Source organism: Thioclava sp. F1Mire-8 (assembly GCF_002213165.1).
Taxonomy (GTDB): domain Bacteria; phylum Pseudomonadota; class Alphaproteobacteria; order Rhodobacterales; family Rhodobacteraceae; genus Thioclava; species Thioclava nitratireducens.
Genome location: NZ_NBNY01000001.1, coordinates 837,339 through 851,497 on the forward strand (window position 1 = coordinate 837,339; position 14,159 = coordinate 851,497).

Annotated in this window: 14 protein-coding genes; 6 read left to right on the plus strand and 8 right to left on the minus strand. The window is 64.9% G+C overall.

Annotated features, from left to right (window positions below):
• The first annotated feature begins 93 nt into the window (after nt 1-93).
• Together B6V75_RS03900 and B6V75_RS03905 are read left to right on the plus strand one after the other, a co-directional pair.
• The gene (locus B6V75_RS03900; protein WP_088718793.1) at nt 94-1,119 is read left to right on the plus strand and encodes a permease; all 1,026 of its coding nucleotides are present in this window, start codon (nt 94-96) and stop codon (nt 1,117-1,119) included.
• Nucleotides 1,120-1,130: 11 nt separating this feature from the next.
• The gene (locus B6V75_RS03905) at nt 1,131-1,367 is read left to right on the plus strand and encodes a thioredoxin family protein (protein ID WP_088718794.1); all 237 of its coding nucleotides are present in this window, start codon (nt 1,131-1,133) and stop codon (nt 1,365-1,367) included.
• 84 nt (nt 1,368-1,451) lie between these two features.
• Here the strand turns inward: B6V75_RS03905 and dctP are convergent, their stop codons facing one another.
• From dctP to B6V75_RS03935, 6 genes are all read right to left on the minus strand, one after another.
• Nucleotides 1,452-2,522 (minus strand): TRAP transporter substrate-binding protein DctP, encoded by a 1,071-nt coding sequence (gene dctP, locus B6V75_RS03910; RefSeq protein ID WP_088718795.1) that lies wholly within the window; start codon nt 2,520-2,522, stop codon nt 1,452-1,454.
• Nucleotides 2,523-2,552: 30 nt separating this feature from the next.
• Nucleotides 2,553-3,842, minus strand: a complete 1,290-nt coding sequence (locus B6V75_RS03915; protein WP_075774653.1) for a TRAP transporter large permease — start codon at nt 3,840-3,842, stop codon at nt 2,553-2,555.
• The gene (locus tag B6V75_RS03920) at nt 3,842-4,429 is read right to left on the minus strand and encodes a TRAP transporter small permease subunit (RefSeq protein WP_088718796.1); all 588 of its coding nucleotides are present in this window, start codon (nt 4,427-4,429) and stop codon (nt 3,842-3,844) included. The genes B6V75_RS03915 and B6V75_RS03920 overlap by 1 nt, the downstream gene beginning before the upstream one ends.
• 81 nt (nt 4,430-4,510) lie before the next feature.
• Nucleotides 4,511-5,029, minus strand: a complete 519-nt coding sequence (locus tag B6V75_RS03925; protein ID WP_075774753.1) for a flavin reductase family protein — start codon at nt 5,027-5,029, stop codon at nt 4,511-4,513.
• The gene (locus tag B6V75_RS03930; RefSeq protein WP_088718797.1) at nt 5,029-5,919 is read right to left on the minus strand and encodes an aldo/keto reductase; all 891 of its coding nucleotides are present in this window, start codon (nt 5,917-5,919) and stop codon (nt 5,029-5,031) included. The genes B6V75_RS03925 and B6V75_RS03930 overlap by 1 nt, the downstream gene beginning before the upstream one ends.
• Complete coding sequence (locus tag B6V75_RS03935; protein WP_075774650.1) at nt 5,919-7,073, minus strand: LLM class flavin-dependent oxidoreductase; 1,155 nt, start codon at nt 7,071-7,073, stop codon at nt 5,919-5,921. Before B6V75_RS03935 ends, B6V75_RS03930 begins: the two co-directional genes overlap by 1 nt.
• Before the next feature lie 92 nt (nt 7,074-7,165).
• On the opposite strand from B6V75_RS03935, the gene B6V75_RS03940 reads away from it, so the two are divergent.
• The 3 genes from B6V75_RS03940 (at nt 7,166) to B6V75_RS03950 (ending at nt 10,041) form a co-directional block, all read left to right on the plus strand.
• Nucleotides 7,166-7,882: a GntR family transcriptional regulator gene (locus B6V75_RS03940; RefSeq protein WP_088718798.1), complete on the plus strand. Its 717-nt coding sequence runs from the start codon at nt 7,166-7,168 to the stop codon at nt 7,880-7,882.
• Between the two features lie 10 nt (nt 7,883-7,892).
• The gene (locus B6V75_RS03945) at nt 7,893-9,017 is read left to right on the plus strand and encodes a Gfo/Idh/MocA family oxidoreductase (protein WP_088718799.1); all 1,125 of its coding nucleotides are present in this window, start codon (nt 7,893-7,895) and stop codon (nt 9,015-9,017) included.
• Nucleotides 9,018-9,345: 328 nt separating this feature from the next.
• Nucleotides 9,346-10,041, plus strand: coding sequence for an SDR family NAD(P)-dependent oxidoreductase (locus B6V75_RS03950; RefSeq protein WP_088718800.1), 696 nt, complete (start codon nt 9,346-9,348; stop codon nt 10,039-10,041).
• 12 nt (nt 10,042-10,053) lie between these two features.
• On the opposite strand, the gene B6V75_RS03955 is transcribed toward B6V75_RS03950, so the two are convergent.
• Nucleotides 10,054-11,730 (minus strand): thiamine pyrophosphate-dependent enzyme, encoded by a 1,677-nt coding sequence (locus B6V75_RS03955; protein ID WP_088718801.1) that lies wholly within the window; start codon nt 11,728-11,730, stop codon nt 10,054-10,056.
• Nucleotides 11,731-11,840: 110 nt separating this feature from the next.
• The gene (gene yghX, locus B6V75_RS03960; protein ID WP_075774646.1) at nt 11,841-12,755 is read right to left on the minus strand and encodes a YghX family hydrolase; all 915 of its coding nucleotides are present in this window, start codon (nt 12,753-12,755) and stop codon (nt 11,841-11,843) included.
• A gap of 259 nt (nt 12,756-13,014) precedes the next feature.
• Here yghX and B6V75_RS03965 point away from each other — a divergent pair, with 259 nt between their 5' ends.
• A complete protein-coding gene (locus B6V75_RS03965; protein ID WP_075774645.1) occupies nt 13,015-14,154 on the plus strand; it encodes an HlyD family efflux transporter periplasmic adaptor subunit in 1,140 nt (379 codons plus the stop codon).
• The last annotated feature ends 5 nt before the right edge of the window (nt 14,155-14,159 follow it).

Sequence of the window (14,159 nt, forward strand, 5' to 3'; positions counted from 1 at the left end):
GGCACCGGGTCGCGTTTTGCGCCCCCCTCACCGAACGAGCTTCGAGGGGAACGCGACATGAGTGTGACACAGCATGAAACCCCGCATGGCGGGATGCCCGGCTGGGCGTGGAGCGTGGTCGTCGCGGCAGGCCTCGTTGCGTGGTGGGGGATCTACCAACAGCTCCCGGCCCTCTCCGAATGGATCGTCTCGTTGCTGCCGGTCACTCGCGACACGCATACTGGCGAGGCGCTGGCCTTCTTCTTCTACGACGTCCCGAAAGTGATGATGCTGCTCACCCTGATCGTCTTCGCGATGGGGGTCGTGCGCAGCTTCTTCAGCCCGGAAAAAACCCGCGCGCTTCTCTCGGGCAAGCGCGAGGGCGTCGGCAACGTGATGGCGGCGGGCTTGGGCGTCTTGACGCCGTTCTGCTCCTGCTCGGCAGTGCCGCTCTTCATCGGCTTCGTCTCCGCAGGCATCCCGCTGGGCGTCACCTTTTCGTTCCTGATCGCAGCCCCGATGGTCAACGAAGTGGCGCTGATCCTGCTCATCGGCCTCGTCGGCTGGCCCGTGGCGTTGGTCTATCTCGGCTTCGGCCTCGCCATCGCGATCGTCGCGGGCTGGGTGATCGGCAGGCTCCATGTCGAGGGCTGGCTGCAGGACTGGGTGCGCGACATCCATTCCGGCGCGACCACCCCGGGCGCGGTCGAGAGCGACGAACTGAGTATGACCGACCGCTATCGCCTTGGCCTCGAGGCGGTGCGCGAGATCTTCTCCAGGGTCTGGATCTGGATCATCATCGGTATCGCGATGGGCGCGCTGATCCACGGCTATGTGCCGCAAGACCTGATGGTGCGTATCATGGGTTCGGGCACGTGGTGGTCGGTGCCCGCGGCGGTGCTGATGGGCGTACCGATGTACACCAACGCCGCTGGCGTCATCCCGATCGTCGAGGCGCTTCTGGGCAAGGGCGCGGCGCTCGGCACGGTTCTGGCCTTCATGATGTCGGTGATCGCGCTGTCGATGCCCGAGATGATCATCCTGCGTCAGGTCCTGAAACTGCGCCTGATCGCGGTGTTCATCGGGGTCGTCGCCAGCGGGATCCTTGCCGTCGGCTTCCTGTTCAACGCATTGTTCTAAGGAGAAAAGATATGAAGGACGTCAAGGTTTACGGCCCCGGCTGCAAGCGCTGCGAAAAGACCGAGGAGATGGTCAAGGAAGCGGCCGCCAAGCTCGGCATCGAGGTGTCGGTCGAGAAGGTTACCGACCCCCGCGCGATCGCCATGGCAGGCGTGATGTCGACCCCCGGCGTCTCGGTCGACGGGAAGCTGGTGCATACGGGCGGCCTGCCGGATAGCGGCAAGCTCGAGCGGTGGCTATCGGCCTGAGCGAACCCTACCTCACCGAAAGTGAGCCAAAAAGAAGACCCCGCGCCGGGTGGCGCGGGGTCTCTCATTTCAAAGCGCGAAGGCTCAGTCCAGTTCGCTCGCGCGCTCGGCATCGACCGTCTTCGAAGCCTCGTCGACCGCGGATTGCAGGTCGTCGAACACTTCGCCACCGTTCTGGACGTTGTCCTTGAACCAGCCATAGACCGGCTGCGCCGCATCCTGGAACTGCTTCTTCTGCTCGGGCGTCGGCACGTAGATCTCGCCGCCGTCCTTCTTGAACTCCTCATAGGCGGCGATCGACTTGCGCTTCGGCGAAGCGAAGGTCGCCTGCTGGAGCGCCGCGAACCCGTCCACGATCACGCGCTGCATGTCGGGCGACATGTCCTTGAACTTCTGGTTGTTCATCCACCACAGCGCCGCCATGTAGGCATGCCCGTCGAGCGTGACGTATTTCAGTCCGGCCTCGGGGAATTTCATGTTCATGATGTCGGTGATGCCGTTCTTGGTGCCGTCCACGACGCCGGTCTGCAGCGCGGTGAACAGTTCCGGCCACGGGATCGGGGTCGGCGAGGCACCCATCGCTTTCACCAGCTCCTGCGGCAGGTCGGCGACGATGGTGCGGATCTTCATGCCTTTCAGATCCTCGGGCGTTTTGACCGTGTGCTTGGTGTTGGCGAAGTTGCGCCAGCCGCCGGTGTTTCCGATCGTCATCAGGCGGATCATGTTGTCGCTGTCCGCCAGCGCCATCTTGCGCAGCTGCGAGGTGAAGTCGGTATGGGTCAGCACCTCTTCGGCGACCCGGTCGTTCGGCATCAGATACGGCAGGTCAAGCACCTGCACATAGGGGAAGATCCCCGCAGCCCCGCCCGAGGTCGAGATGTAGATGTCGAGCGAGCCATCCGCGATGCCCTGCAGGCACTCTGCCCCGTTCGAGCACAGCTGCGTGCCGATGAAGAGGTCGACCTTGATCTTCCCGTTCGAGGCGTTCTCGACATAGTTCTTGAACACGACGAGACCGTCGTAATCCTCGTCATTCGTGTTCGAGTTGGCGACCGCGCGCAGCGTGATCGTATCGTCCTGAGCCTGCGCGGCCATGCCGAGCCCCGAGGCCAGCACGGCCCCCAGCGCAAGCGATTTCACGAAAGTTCTGAGCATCATTTCCTCCCTATATGCTTCAGTATCGTTTTAGTTGGCGAACCCCGTCAGACGGGGAATGGTCATCGAAATCGCGGGGAAGTAGGTGATCAGGAAGATCACGGCCACTTCGACCGCGAGGAACGGCAGGATCGCGCGGGCGATGGTCTCCACCCGTTCCTTCGACACCGCGGCGGCCACGAACAGCACCAGCCCCATCGGCGGCGTGGCGAGCCCCACGGTCAGGTTCACGCTCATGATGATCGCGAAATGAATCGGATCGACCCCGAGCCCGGTGAAAATCGGCGCGAGGATCGGCCCCAGCACGATGATCGCGGGGCCCGCGTCGAGGAACATCCCGACGATGAACAGCAGGATGTTGATCAGGAACAGCAGGATCAGCGGGTTCTGCGACAGGCCGAGGATGAACTCCGCCAGCGCTTCAGGGGCGTGCGACAGGCTGACGACCGTCTTGAACGCCATCGCCGCGCCCACGAGCAGCAGCACCACCGAGGACGTCAGCCCCGCCCGCATCAGGATATGCGGCAGGTCGCTCCAGCGCAGCGTGCGCAGGATGAAGAGGCCGACGATCAGCGCGTAGGCCACGGCGATCGCGGCGGCCTCGGTCGGGGTGAAAACGCCGCCCAAGATACCGCCCAGAATGATGACCGGCGTCATCAGCGGGAAGAAGGCGCGCAAACTCGCCTGTCCCCGCTCGGGCCATGTGTGTTTCTTCGAGGCAGGCGGAAACCCGTGCTTGTTGGCCATGAACTTGACCATCACCATCAGCCCGACACCGACCAGAACGCCAGGCACGATCCCCGCAAGGAAAAGCGCCGCGACCGACTGGCCCATCACATAGGCATAGATGATCATGATGCCCGAAGGCGGGATGATCGGCCCGATCACCGAACTGGCCGCGGTGATCGCAGCGGCAAATTTACGGGTGTAGCCCTGCTGCTCCATCGCCGGGATCAGCATCGAGCCCAGCGCGGACGTATCGGCCACCGCCGAGCCCGAAAGCCCCGCGAACAGCATCGAGGACAGGATATTCACATGCGCGAGGCCGCCGCGCAGATGGCCCATCATCGCCTCGGAAAATTCCACCAGACGGCGCGTGATGCCGCCCGAGTTCATCATCTCGCCGGCGAGCATGAAGAACGGGATGGCAAGCAGCGGGAAGCTGTCCATCCCGTTGTAAAGGTTGCGGTAAAGCAGCGCGAAGTCGCGCTCCTGCCCGTTCAGGAGCAGCATCGCGCCCGGGGCCGCGAGCAGCGCGAAGAAGATCGGGAAGCCGATCAGGATCAGGACGAGGAAAAGCGGAAGGAACCAGACCAGCATCACTCTGCCCCTCCAGCGATCGCGAGCACGGGCGGCAGCGGGTCGTCCCCGGTGCGCAGGGCCAGCAGGTTGCGCAGGATCAGCTCGATATTGACCAGCACCAGAAGCGCGAAGCCCACCACGAGCGAGGCCATCATCCAGCTGCGCGGCACACGGATCCAGGCGTCGAAGGTCAGGCTGTCGGGCACCCAGAGAGAGGCGGTCGCGAATTTGCCGCCAAAGCCGGTGATCCCGTCCCAACCGAGTTTCAGCGCCGCGACCGAGACCATCAGCGAGAACACCAGAAGCACCAGCGTCAGGCCGCGCGCGACGAGCTTCGGCAGCATCGCCGCGAGCATGTCGATCGCCACGAACCCGCCCGAGCGGAAGGCCGAGGGCGCCATCAGCCCCCCCATCCAGAGCATGCAGAACCGCGCCGCCTCGTCAGGCCAGGGCAGCGCGTTGTTGAGCACGTAGCGAAACCAGATCTGGATCAGGATCGCGATGACCATCGCCGCCACTGCGACGACGCCCGCCCAGCGTCCGATCGCGAGCAGGATGTCGTTCAGCCGGACCAGCGGCCTGGCCAGGATTGTCAGCAGGGTCATGCGCGCGTTTCCTCCCTCGCGATCCCTTGAAGGCCCGGCGCCGCGCTCCTCCTGCGCGGCCCAGGCCGTATATGTGCCGTCTCAGTTCATCTCGATGCGCCGCACCTGGCCGCGGTAGAAGGCCAGCGCATCGCCATCGTCACGCATCACCGCGCGCTCGACCTGACCCAGCACCAGCAGGTGGTCGCCGCCCTCATGACAGGCCACGCGGTGACATTCGAACCGCGCGAGGCAACCGTCGATCAGCGGCACGCCGTGATCGTTCAGGTGATAGGCGTGATCGAGCAGCGCGTGGGCGTTCTTCGTAGTCGCAAAGCAGAGATCGTCCTGATCGGCGGCGAGCACGTGGATCGCGTAATGCTCGGCCTTCTCGAAATGCACGAAACGTCGCGAATTGCGGTCCGGGGCCCAGATCACCAGCGGAGGATCGAGCGAAACCGAAGAGAAACTGTTCGCCGTAATCGCGACCGGGCCATTCTCGCTGGCGGCGGTCACGATGGTGATGCCTGTCGCAAACCGCCCGAAGGCGTCGCGCAGCAGGCGGGTGTTCTCGGGGCCCGGCACGAAGGTGCGCGGGGTAAACTGGCGGGTGGCGTTCATCATGGGACCTCCTGACCGAGTCCGGCCTCGTAGAGGCGGAACCACGTCTCCCTGTCGATCTGAACCTTCAAAGCATCGGAGAGCTTCGCGATGCGCTCGAGATTGTTGGTGCCCATCACCGGGATGATCCGCGCCGGATGGGCGAGCAGGAAAGCGGTCGCGACAGCTGCGCGATCGACGCCCTGCGCCTGCGCGATCTCGTCGAGCACCGCCTGCACCGGGCCCTCGCCTGTCATCAGCGCGCCGCCACCCAGCGGCGACCATGCCATCGGGGGTTGGGACTGACGCTGGTGGAAGGCCAGGTCGCCATTGGTGAAGGGCGCGAGGCAGCCGAGGCTGATCTCGATCTGGTTGGTCACGAGCGGCGTCTTCATCGCCGATTGCAGCAGTTCCCAGTCCCAGGGGCGGAAGTTCGACACGCCCACCGCACGCACCTTGCCCGAGGCTACGAGATCATCGAGCACTGCGCCTGTCTCGTGATGATCCATCAGCGGATCGGGGCGGTGGATCAGCAGCAGATCGATCCGGTCGGTGGCAAGCTCCCGCAGCGAGGTCTCGACCGAGGCTTCGATATGCGCGCGCGAGGTATCGTAGTGCTTCACCTTGCGGTGGGAATGACGCCCCGCCGAGACGATGATGTCGCATTTCGTGACGATTTCCATCTGATCGCGCAGCGACGGGTCCTCGCGCATCGCCGCGCCGAAGATGCCCTCCGCCGTGTAGCCGCCATAGATGTCGGCATGGTCGAAGGTGGTGATCCCCTGCTCCAGACAGGCGTCGATCTTGGCGCGCACATGGGCGGGCGATGTATCGGCATCGTCGCCGAGGCGCCACATGCCATAGACGATCCGGCTGAGCGCCACGTCGGAGGTGAGGTCGATCTTTTCCATTAACGGCGTTCCCCTTCTGCGAGCGGTGTTGCGGGCGGTCCCATCGGGACGCGGCCATAGACTTCGGGCAGCGAGACCGTGTCGAGATGCGGCATCACGAGACGGCCGAACTGGCGGGCCTCGTCGATATGCGGATAGCCCGAGAGGATGAAGGCGCGAATGCCCATCTTGCGATATTCCTCGAGCTTCGTGAGCACCTGATCGGCCGAGCCCACCAGCGCCGCACCGCAGCCAGAGCGCGCGCGCCCGACCCCGGTCCAGAGGTTCGGCTCGACATAGCCGCTCTCATCCGCGATCTCGCGGTTGCGCGCCTGTTTCGACACGCCAAGCGAGCTTGCATCATGCGCCCGCTCGCGGATCTTGCGACCTTCCTCGTCATCGAGCTTGGACACCAGCTCCTGCGCGTATTCCTTCGCCTCTGCCTCGGTGTCGCGCACGATCACATGGACCCGCAGCCCGTAATCGAGCACACGGCCATGACGCTCGGCGGCCTCGTTGACGACCTTCATCCGGCCTTCCAGCTCTTCCTTGGTCTCGGGCCACATCAGGTAGACGTCGCAATGCTCTGCGCACAGCTCGACCGCCGCCGGGGAATAGCCCCCGAAATAAAGGAGCGGGCCGCCCTGCTGATAAGGCTTCGCCGGGTCGGTGGTGAGGCCTTTGAAATTGTAGATCTGACCTTCGTAATTGATCTCGTCGCGGGTCCAGGCCTGTTTGAGAATCTCCACAACTTCGCGCGAGCGCTGGTAGCGGAATTCGCTCTCTTCCTTCTCGCCCGGGAAATCGGACGAGATGATGTTCACCGTCAGACGCCCCTCGAGCATGTGGTCGAGCGTGGCGATGGTCCGCGCCAGCATGATCGGTTGCATCTCCCCGCAGCGCACGGCGGCGAGGAAATTCATCCGGTTCGTGATCTGGCTGGCACCCGCGACGAAGCTCAGCGTGTCTTGCCCCACCTGATAGCTCGACGGGCACAGGATGTTGCGGAACCCCTGCCGCTCGGCTTCGCGCACGATGTCGGAGCAATGCGCCCAGCTGGAGCGCAGATCGCCTTCGGGCTGGCCCAGATAGCGATAATCATCCGAGCATAGCGCCGAGAACCAGGACACCTCCGCGGCATCGAGATCGGCCGATCTTACCGGCACAACAGTCATGCGTTCCTCCCTCGCGATTCCCGTTCGATTTCCCTTCACTTAGCAGCCGCCTTGATATAGATCAATACTGTATCAATTTTTGGGGCGACCAAGTGACACAGGCAAATCAAGGGTCAGAGCGCACCGGACTGCCGATCTATCAGCAGATTTCCGAGATGCTGATTCGAGATATCGCGGCGGGACGACTCACCGACGGGGAGCGCCTGCCCCCGGAACGGACGATGTCCGCGCAGCTGAAGATCGCAGTGGGGACGTTGCGGCGCGCGCTGGAGGATCTAGAGGAGAAAGGCTTGCTGGAGCGTGTGCAAGGTTCGGGCAATTACATCCGCACCCGCAACCTGCGCGACCATTTCTACTCCATGCTGCGGATCGAACTGCTCTCGGGCGGCGGCTTCCCGAATGCCCGCATCCTCTCGGTCGACGTGATGGACAAGCCCGCCGATCTGCCTGCCTTCGGCACAGCCTCGCGTGCGAGCCGGGTGCGCCGCCTGCGTTTCCTCGATGAGACGCCAGTCGCGGCGGAAGAAATCTGGCTCGACGCCTCGAAGGGCGAGGTGAAAGCCGAGGATCTCGAGGACTCGCTTTACGCCTACTACCAACGCGCGCTCGGTTTCTGGATCGCGAGCGCCGAAGACCGGGTCAGCTTCGCCCCGATGCCGGACTGGGGGCCGTCGGAGCTCGACTGCCGCCCCGGTGAGACCGCTGGCTATATCGAGCGCTTCAGCTGGGCCGACGGGTCTGCCCCGGTCGAATTTTCGCGCACATGGTTCGACACCAGCCGCGCGCATTACGTTCAACGCATGAGATGAGGAGGCTCGGATGAGCGCCACCAAGACGGAACCCGTTCGCTACGGCATGATCGGCTGCGGCATGATGGGACAGGAACACCTGCGTAATATCGCACTGCTCGACGGGGCGGAGGTCGCGGCGATCTTCGAGCCCGACGCGGAGATGGCGCAGGCCGCGCAGACGCTCGCGCCGAGGGCGCAGATGGTGGCGTCGGTGGCGGAGCTTCTGGCGGTGGAGGCGCTCGACTGCCTCGTCATCACCAGCCCGAATTTCCGCCATCTCGAACAGCTCGAAGAAATCGCATCGACACGCCCGCTGCCGGTGCTCGTGGAAAAGCCGCTCTTCACCGACCCGACCCATGCCGAGCGGCTGCAAGCCTTCCGCGACAACTACCCCGCCCCGGTCTGGGTCGCGATGGAATATCGCTACATGCCGCCGATCGCCGCCTTCCTTGAGGAGGCCGAGGCAGCGACGGGCGGGATCACTATGCTCACGGTCCGCGAACACCGCTTCCCCTTCCTGTTCAAGGTCGGCAACTGGAACCGCTTCAATCGCTATACCGGCGGCACCTTCGTCGAGAAATGCTGCCACTTCTTCGACCTGATGCGCCTCGCGCTGAAGTCCGAGCCGGTGCGCGTCATGGCCTCGGCTCCTGCGCCGGTGAACCACGTCTCCGAGGACGGCGCACCCGACATCCTCGACGCGGGCTTCGCGATCGTGGAATTCGAGAACGGCGCGCGGGCGATGCTGGAACTGTGCATGTATGCCGAGGGCGCGCGCTATCAGGAGGAGGTCACCGCCGTCGGGCCCAACGGCAAGATCGAGGCGCTGGTGCCCGGCCCGACCCGCTTCTGGCCCGAGCATCTGGGGCTGCCGCCGGTACCGAAGCTGGTGATCTCGCCGCGCGATCCGAAGGGCCCGGTGGAGCGCGAGCTGCCCGTGCCCGAGGAATTGCTCGCCGCTGGCGATCACAACGGCTCCACCTATCACCAGCATGTCGGCTTCCTCGCTCTCGTGCGCGGGGAGCGCGCAGCACCCGAGGTCACACTGGAAGATGGTTGGGCCGCGGTCGCGATCGGTCAGGCCGTGCAACGCTCGATCGAGACCGGCGAGGCCGTGCACTTCCCTGCGCAGCCTTGGCGCCGCGTGGCCTGAAGACAGAACGGTCAGCCGGGCCTGTACGCAGGGCGTGGGCGTGGCGCTGCTTACGGCGCGCCCGCGACCTGCTGCAGGCAATCCTGCTGACCGATCATCTGCCGGTCGCCGCCACTGGCCGGGCCGGCTGCTGATCTGGTCGATAACCGGGCTCGCCGATTTCGGGGCCGTCTGCCCGATCGTGATCTGGCGCTCGCATCTTAAACTTTTCGGGTAAGCTGTGGCTGGCGCGGACGCGAGGCCCGGTTTGGGCCACTGTCGCACCGGACTATGTCATAGGGCATCCGCGGCGCGCGCGGGGACCGAAACCGAGCAAGGAGGACAGGCCATGAGCAAGGCACAGGCGGTGATCATCGGGGTGGGCGACGGGCTTTCCGCCGCCGTGGCGCGGGAGCTTGCGCCCGATTATGACCTGACTCTCGCGGCCCGCAGCACCGTGCGAATGCAGGCGCTGGCCGAGGAAATCGGTGCGCGCACGGTGCAGCTGGACGCGACCGACGAGGCCGCCATCGCGGCGCTGTTCGACGCTCTGCCAGAGCCGCCGCGCGTCGTGGTCTACAACCCCTCGGGACGGGTGCGCGGCCCGGTTGCGGAGCTCGACGCCGAAGAGGTCCGCGCCGCCGTCGAGATCACTGCGATCGGGGCGTTTCTCACCGGCAAACACGCCGCGCGCCGGATGCTGACGGCGGAGCCCGCCGACGGCACTCGCGGCACGATCCTGTTCACCGGAGCGTCCGCCGGGGTGAAAGGCTTCGCACGCTCCGCCCCCTTCGCGATGGGCAAATTCGCGCAACGCGGGCTGGCGGAGAGCATGGCGCGAGAGTTGCACCCCAAGGGTATCCATGTCGCCTGGGTGAATATCGACGGAATCATCCTCAACCCCGGTCGCAGCGAGGCGCCGGACGAGCCCGGCTCGATGCTGCGCCCCGAGGCGATCGCGAAGACCTACCGCCAACTGATCGAGCAGGATCGCAGCGCCTGGACAAACGAGATCACGCTGCGCCCCTGGGTCGAGACGTTCTGAGGCGGCAGGCGCTCAGCGCCCCTTGCCCGCCTCCAGTGCCGCCGAACGCATCGCCGAGAGCGACTGGCGCGGGGTCAGCGCCTCGGGCGAGATCACGAGGTCCAGCACCGCGCCGGTCTCGGACGCCCGCGCACGTTCAAAGGCGGCGGCGAAATCCTCCGTCCGCTCGACCCGCTCGCCGTGGAAGCCATAGGCCTTCGCCAACGCCGCGAAATCCGGGTTCACCGCCATCGTCGTGCCCGACACGCGGGTCGGATAATTGCGCTCCTGATGGGCGCGGATCGTGCCGTAAATCCCGTTATTGAGGATCAGAATGATCGGCTGTGCGCCCGCCTGCGCGGCGGTGGCAAGCTCCTGCGAGGTCATCTGGAAATCGCCATCGCCCGCGAAACAGACCACTGTTTTCTCAGGCTGCGCCACCTTGGCCGCGATGGCCGCCGGAACCCCGTAGCCCATCGCGCCCGATTGCGGCGCGAGCAGCGTGGCGTTCGGCCCGAAGCGGAAGAACCGCCCCGGCCAGACCGCGAAATTGCCCGCCCCGTTGGTCAGGATCATGTCCTCGGGGAGTTCTTCGCGCAGATAGGCGCAGACCTCGCCCATATCGACCGGCGAGGGCAGCTCCGGCAGATCGAAGCCAGCGTCATAGGCCGCCCGTCCCTCGGCCCGCCAGTCAGCCCAGTCACCCTTGACCGGCTCCAGCCCGCCGAGCGCTGCCGCAAAGGCGTTCGGCCCGGCATGGATGCCAAGTTCGGGACGGTAAATCTTGCCGATCTCCAGATCGGAGCCGTGGACATGGATCAGCCGCTGCGCGGGCTGCGGCACATCCAAGAGCGTGTAGCCGTCGGTCGTATTCTCGCCAAAGCGTGCATTGATCGCGAGGATCACGTCGGCCTCGCGCATCAGACGCTTCACATGCGGCGCCATCCCGACGCCCGCATCGCCACAGAAAACGGGTGAATTATTGTCGAACTGGTCTTGATAGCGAAAGACCGAAAGCACAGGGATATCAGAAGCTTCCGCGAAGAACTTAATGGGCGACGTGCCGTCCCCGCGCCAGTTGCACCCACCGTAGAGGATCAAGGGACGCTCGGCCCCGGCGAGCATCTCGCGCAGTTCGCCCATCGCCGTCGGATCGGGCTGCGGCTCGGTGATCCGGACGGGCGCGCCAAGCGGCGCGGCCTCGGTCATCGCGGTCAGCATGTCCTCGGGCAGCGCAACCACGACAGGGCCGGGCCGCCCGCTCACAGCCATCGTCCAGGCCCGCGACAGAATTTCGGGGATACGTTCGACCCGGTCGATCTCGACCGCCCATTTCGCCATCGTCCCGAAAACCGCCTTGTAATCGAGCTCCTGAAACGCCTCGCGGCCCTTCATATCGGTGCCGACCTGTCCCACGAAGAGGATCATCGGTGCGGAATCCTGCATCGCGGTATGCACCCCGATCGAGGCATTGGTCGCCCCGGGGCCGCGCGTCACCATGCAGATGCCCGGCTCCCCGATCAGCTTACCATATGCGGCGGCCATGAAGCTCGCCCCGCCTTCCTGACGGCACAGCACGAAATCGAGCGTGCCTTGCGTGTCGTGCAGCGCATCGAGCACCGCGAGATAGCTTTCGCCCGGCACCCCGAACGCCTTGCGCGCACCGAGCCCTACGAGGCTTTCGACCAGAAGTTGACCACCGTTTCTCATGCGCGCGCCTCTCTCCCTCTTGTGCCGCTCCGCGCTTCGGCGCGGATCTGCGAGAGGCGTAGCACGCGCCAAATCCGAGCGCACCCCCGGCACGTCGCAAGCGCGGCAGATCACCCGGCGAGGTAGGTCCGGAACCACGCGATCATGCGCTCCTCTGCCAGCTTAGCGGCGGCCTCGTCGTAGCGCGGCGTCGTGTCGTTGTGGAACCCGTGGTTCACGCCCGGATAGATATAAGCCTCGTAGCGCTTGTCGTTTTCCTCGAGCGCCTTTTGATACTCGGGCCACATCGCATTGATGCGCTGATCGAGCGCGGCGAGTTGGATCAGTAGCGGCGCCTCGATCATTGCGACCTGTGCGCTGTCGGGCGCGGCCCCGTAGAACGGCACGCCCGCGCCCATTTCCGGGTAGGCGACAGCGAGCTTGTTCACCACGCCCCCGCCATAGCAGAATCCGGTCGCGCCGACCTTGCCGTTGGTGCCGTCGAGCGTCTGGAGATACTCGAATCCCGCGAAGAAATCATTGAGCAGCGCCCCCTGATCGAGACTGCGCTGCATCTCGCGCCCCTCGTCGTCATTGCCCGGATAGCCGCCGAGAGAGGACAACCCATCGGGCCCCATCGCCACGAACCCCGCCTTGGCGAGCCTGCGAACGACGTCGCGGATATAGGGATTGAGGCCGCGGTTCTCGTGCACGACGAGGATCGCGGCCGGCGGATTGTCCGGATCGATCTGCGTCGGGCGCACCAGATAGGCGGTGATCTCGCCGGTGCCGTTCGGGCTGGGATAGGTTATGTCCTCGCCCTGAATATCGGGATCGTCCTCGGCCACCTGCTGGGCGAGCGCGTAATTCGGCGCGAGCGCCCCGAGAATCGCGACGGCGGTCAGGCCACCCACCGCCCATTTCCCCGCGCGGTCGAGAAATTCCCGTTTCGAGATTTTGCCATGGACATAATAGTCATAAAGATCGAGAAGTTCCTGGTCGAAATCGGCCGCCGTCAAGCGACGCGCGTTGGCTGGGTCGGTCATGGATGAATCCTCCTCCTGAGAGGAAGAAGCATATCACGGACGCGTGAATTGCCCTCATCTTATCGACGGATAGTTCAGACAAGGCGCCCGCCCAACGCCGCCGCTGCCGCCACCGCCAGCCGCATGGGCATAGCGCATAGATCACAGATCAAATTTCCCTATCGGCCTTGGGTTGCATCTTGCAATTACGTTACGTTTATAAGTTGTCTGGCGTCATCGCCCCGCCCCGCTGAAACGCGCATTCTCGAGGAGCCTCGAATTGAAAACGCTACGCCCCGTCATCGGCCTTGTCCTCGTCGCGGGCGCTCTTTGGGTCATCGTCGGAGAGCAGATGTCGGGCGTCAGTGCCGACGCCGTCGTCAATGCGCCCGTCGTCACCGTGCGCAGTAGCACTGCGGGCAAGCTTTCGATGCCGAAGCGCCCGCTCGGCGCGGATGTCGCCAAGGGCGAACGACTTGCCACTGTAGATGACAGCCTGCCCGACAGGACGCGGCTCGACGACCTGCGGATGGAGGTCGCGAACGCGCAGGCGACCGTCGATCGTATCGAGAGCGATCTCGACGCAAAACGGGCGCAACGCAAATCCTATGGCGAGCGCACCAAGATTTATCGCGAACATCGCATTGCCGAGATCGAGACCAAGCTGAAATTCGCCCGCGCGCGGCTCGACCGGCTCCAGCCGAAGGCGCAAGGCTCGGAGACGAGCGCGACCAAGGTTGCGCAGACCGCCCCGCCCGCCACCACGGACACCGCTCCTCTGATGCAGGCGCGCGAAGACGTGGCGCTGCTCGAAATTTCGCTCGACGCGGCCAAGTCGGGCGTCTTTCTCGGCGACGGCTATAACGACGCGCCGAGCTCCGAACAGCGCGGTGCCGATCTGGATGGGGCGATCGCCTCGCTCGAAGCGAACCTCACGGAGGCCCAGACCCGCCTCAAGACGCTGGAAGACCGCCGCGCGCAGGAACAGACGCGGGTGACCACGATGTCCTCCAGCCATGTGACCTCGCCTGCGAACGGGATCTACTGGGAGACACTGCAGGCGGATGGCGTGACGGTGCAGCGGGGCGATCCGATCATGGAGCTTGTGGATTGCGACGTCCCGCTGGTGACCGCCTCGGTGAGCGAAGGGGTCTATAACAGCCTTAAGGTGGGCGATTCCGCGACGTTCAAACTGGCTTCGCGCGACAGGATTTACGACGCGACGGTCGCCCGGCTCGCAGGGAGTGGCGCGGCGGATGTCTACCAGCATCTCGCGATCGCGCCGAACAAGGAACATCTCGAGCGTTACGACGTGACCCTTCTCGTCCCGGAACTGAAATCGGATCCCGATCTCGACTGTCCCGTGGGGCGGACCGGGCGGGTATTCTTCGAGCGCCGCCCCCTCGACTTCCTGCGCTGAGGGCG

Bases quoted from the DNA above. Each gene is read 5' to 3' on its own strand.
- B6V75_RS03905 (WP_088718794.1), top strand. From the start codon at position 1,131: ATGAAGGACGTCAAGGTTTACGGCCCCGGCTGCAAGCGCTGCGAAAAG.
- B6V75_RS03950 (WP_088718800.1), top strand. From the start codon at position 9,346: ATGAGCAAGGCACAGGCGGTGATCATCGGGGTGGGCGACGGGCTTTCC.
- B6V75_RS03930 (WP_088718797.1), bottom strand. From the start codon at position 5,919: ATGGAAAAGATCGACCTCACCTCCGACGTGGCGCTCAGCCGGATCGTC.
- B6V75_RS03925 (WP_075774753.1), bottom strand. From the start codon at position 5,029: ATGAACGCCACCCGCCAGTTTACCCCGCGCACCTTCGTGCCGGGCCCC.
- B6V75_RS03935 (WP_075774650.1), bottom strand. From the start codon at position 7,073: ATGACTGTTGTGCCGGTAAGATCGGCCGATCTCGATGCCGCGGAGGTG.
- B6V75_RS03920 (WP_088718796.1), bottom strand. From the start codon at position 4,429: ATGACCCTGCTGACAATCCTGGCCAGGCCGCTGGTCCGGCTGAACGAC.
- B6V75_RS03945 (WP_088718799.1), top strand. From the start codon at position 7,893: ATGAGCGCCACCAAGACGGAACCCGTTCGCTACGGCATGATCGGCTGC.
- B6V75_RS03915 (WP_075774653.1), bottom strand. From the start codon at position 3,842: ATGCTGGTCTGGTTCCTTCCGCTTTTCCTCGTCCTGATCCTGATCGGC.
- B6V75_RS03955 (WP_088718801.1), bottom strand. From the start codon at position 11,730: ATGAGAAACGGTGGTCAACTTCTGGTCGAAAGCCTCGTAGGGCTCGGT.
- dctP (WP_088718795.1), bottom strand. From the start codon at position 2,522: ATGCTCAGAACTTTCGTGAAATCGCTTGCGCTGGGGGCCGTGCTGGCC.
- yghX (WP_075774646.1), bottom strand. From the start codon at position 12,755: ATGACCGACCCAGCCAACGCGCGTCGCTTGACGGCGGCCGATTTCGAC.
- B6V75_RS03900 (WP_088718793.1), top strand. From the start codon at position 94: ATGCCCGGCTGGGCGTGGAGCGTGGTCGTCGCGGCAGGCCTCGTTGCG.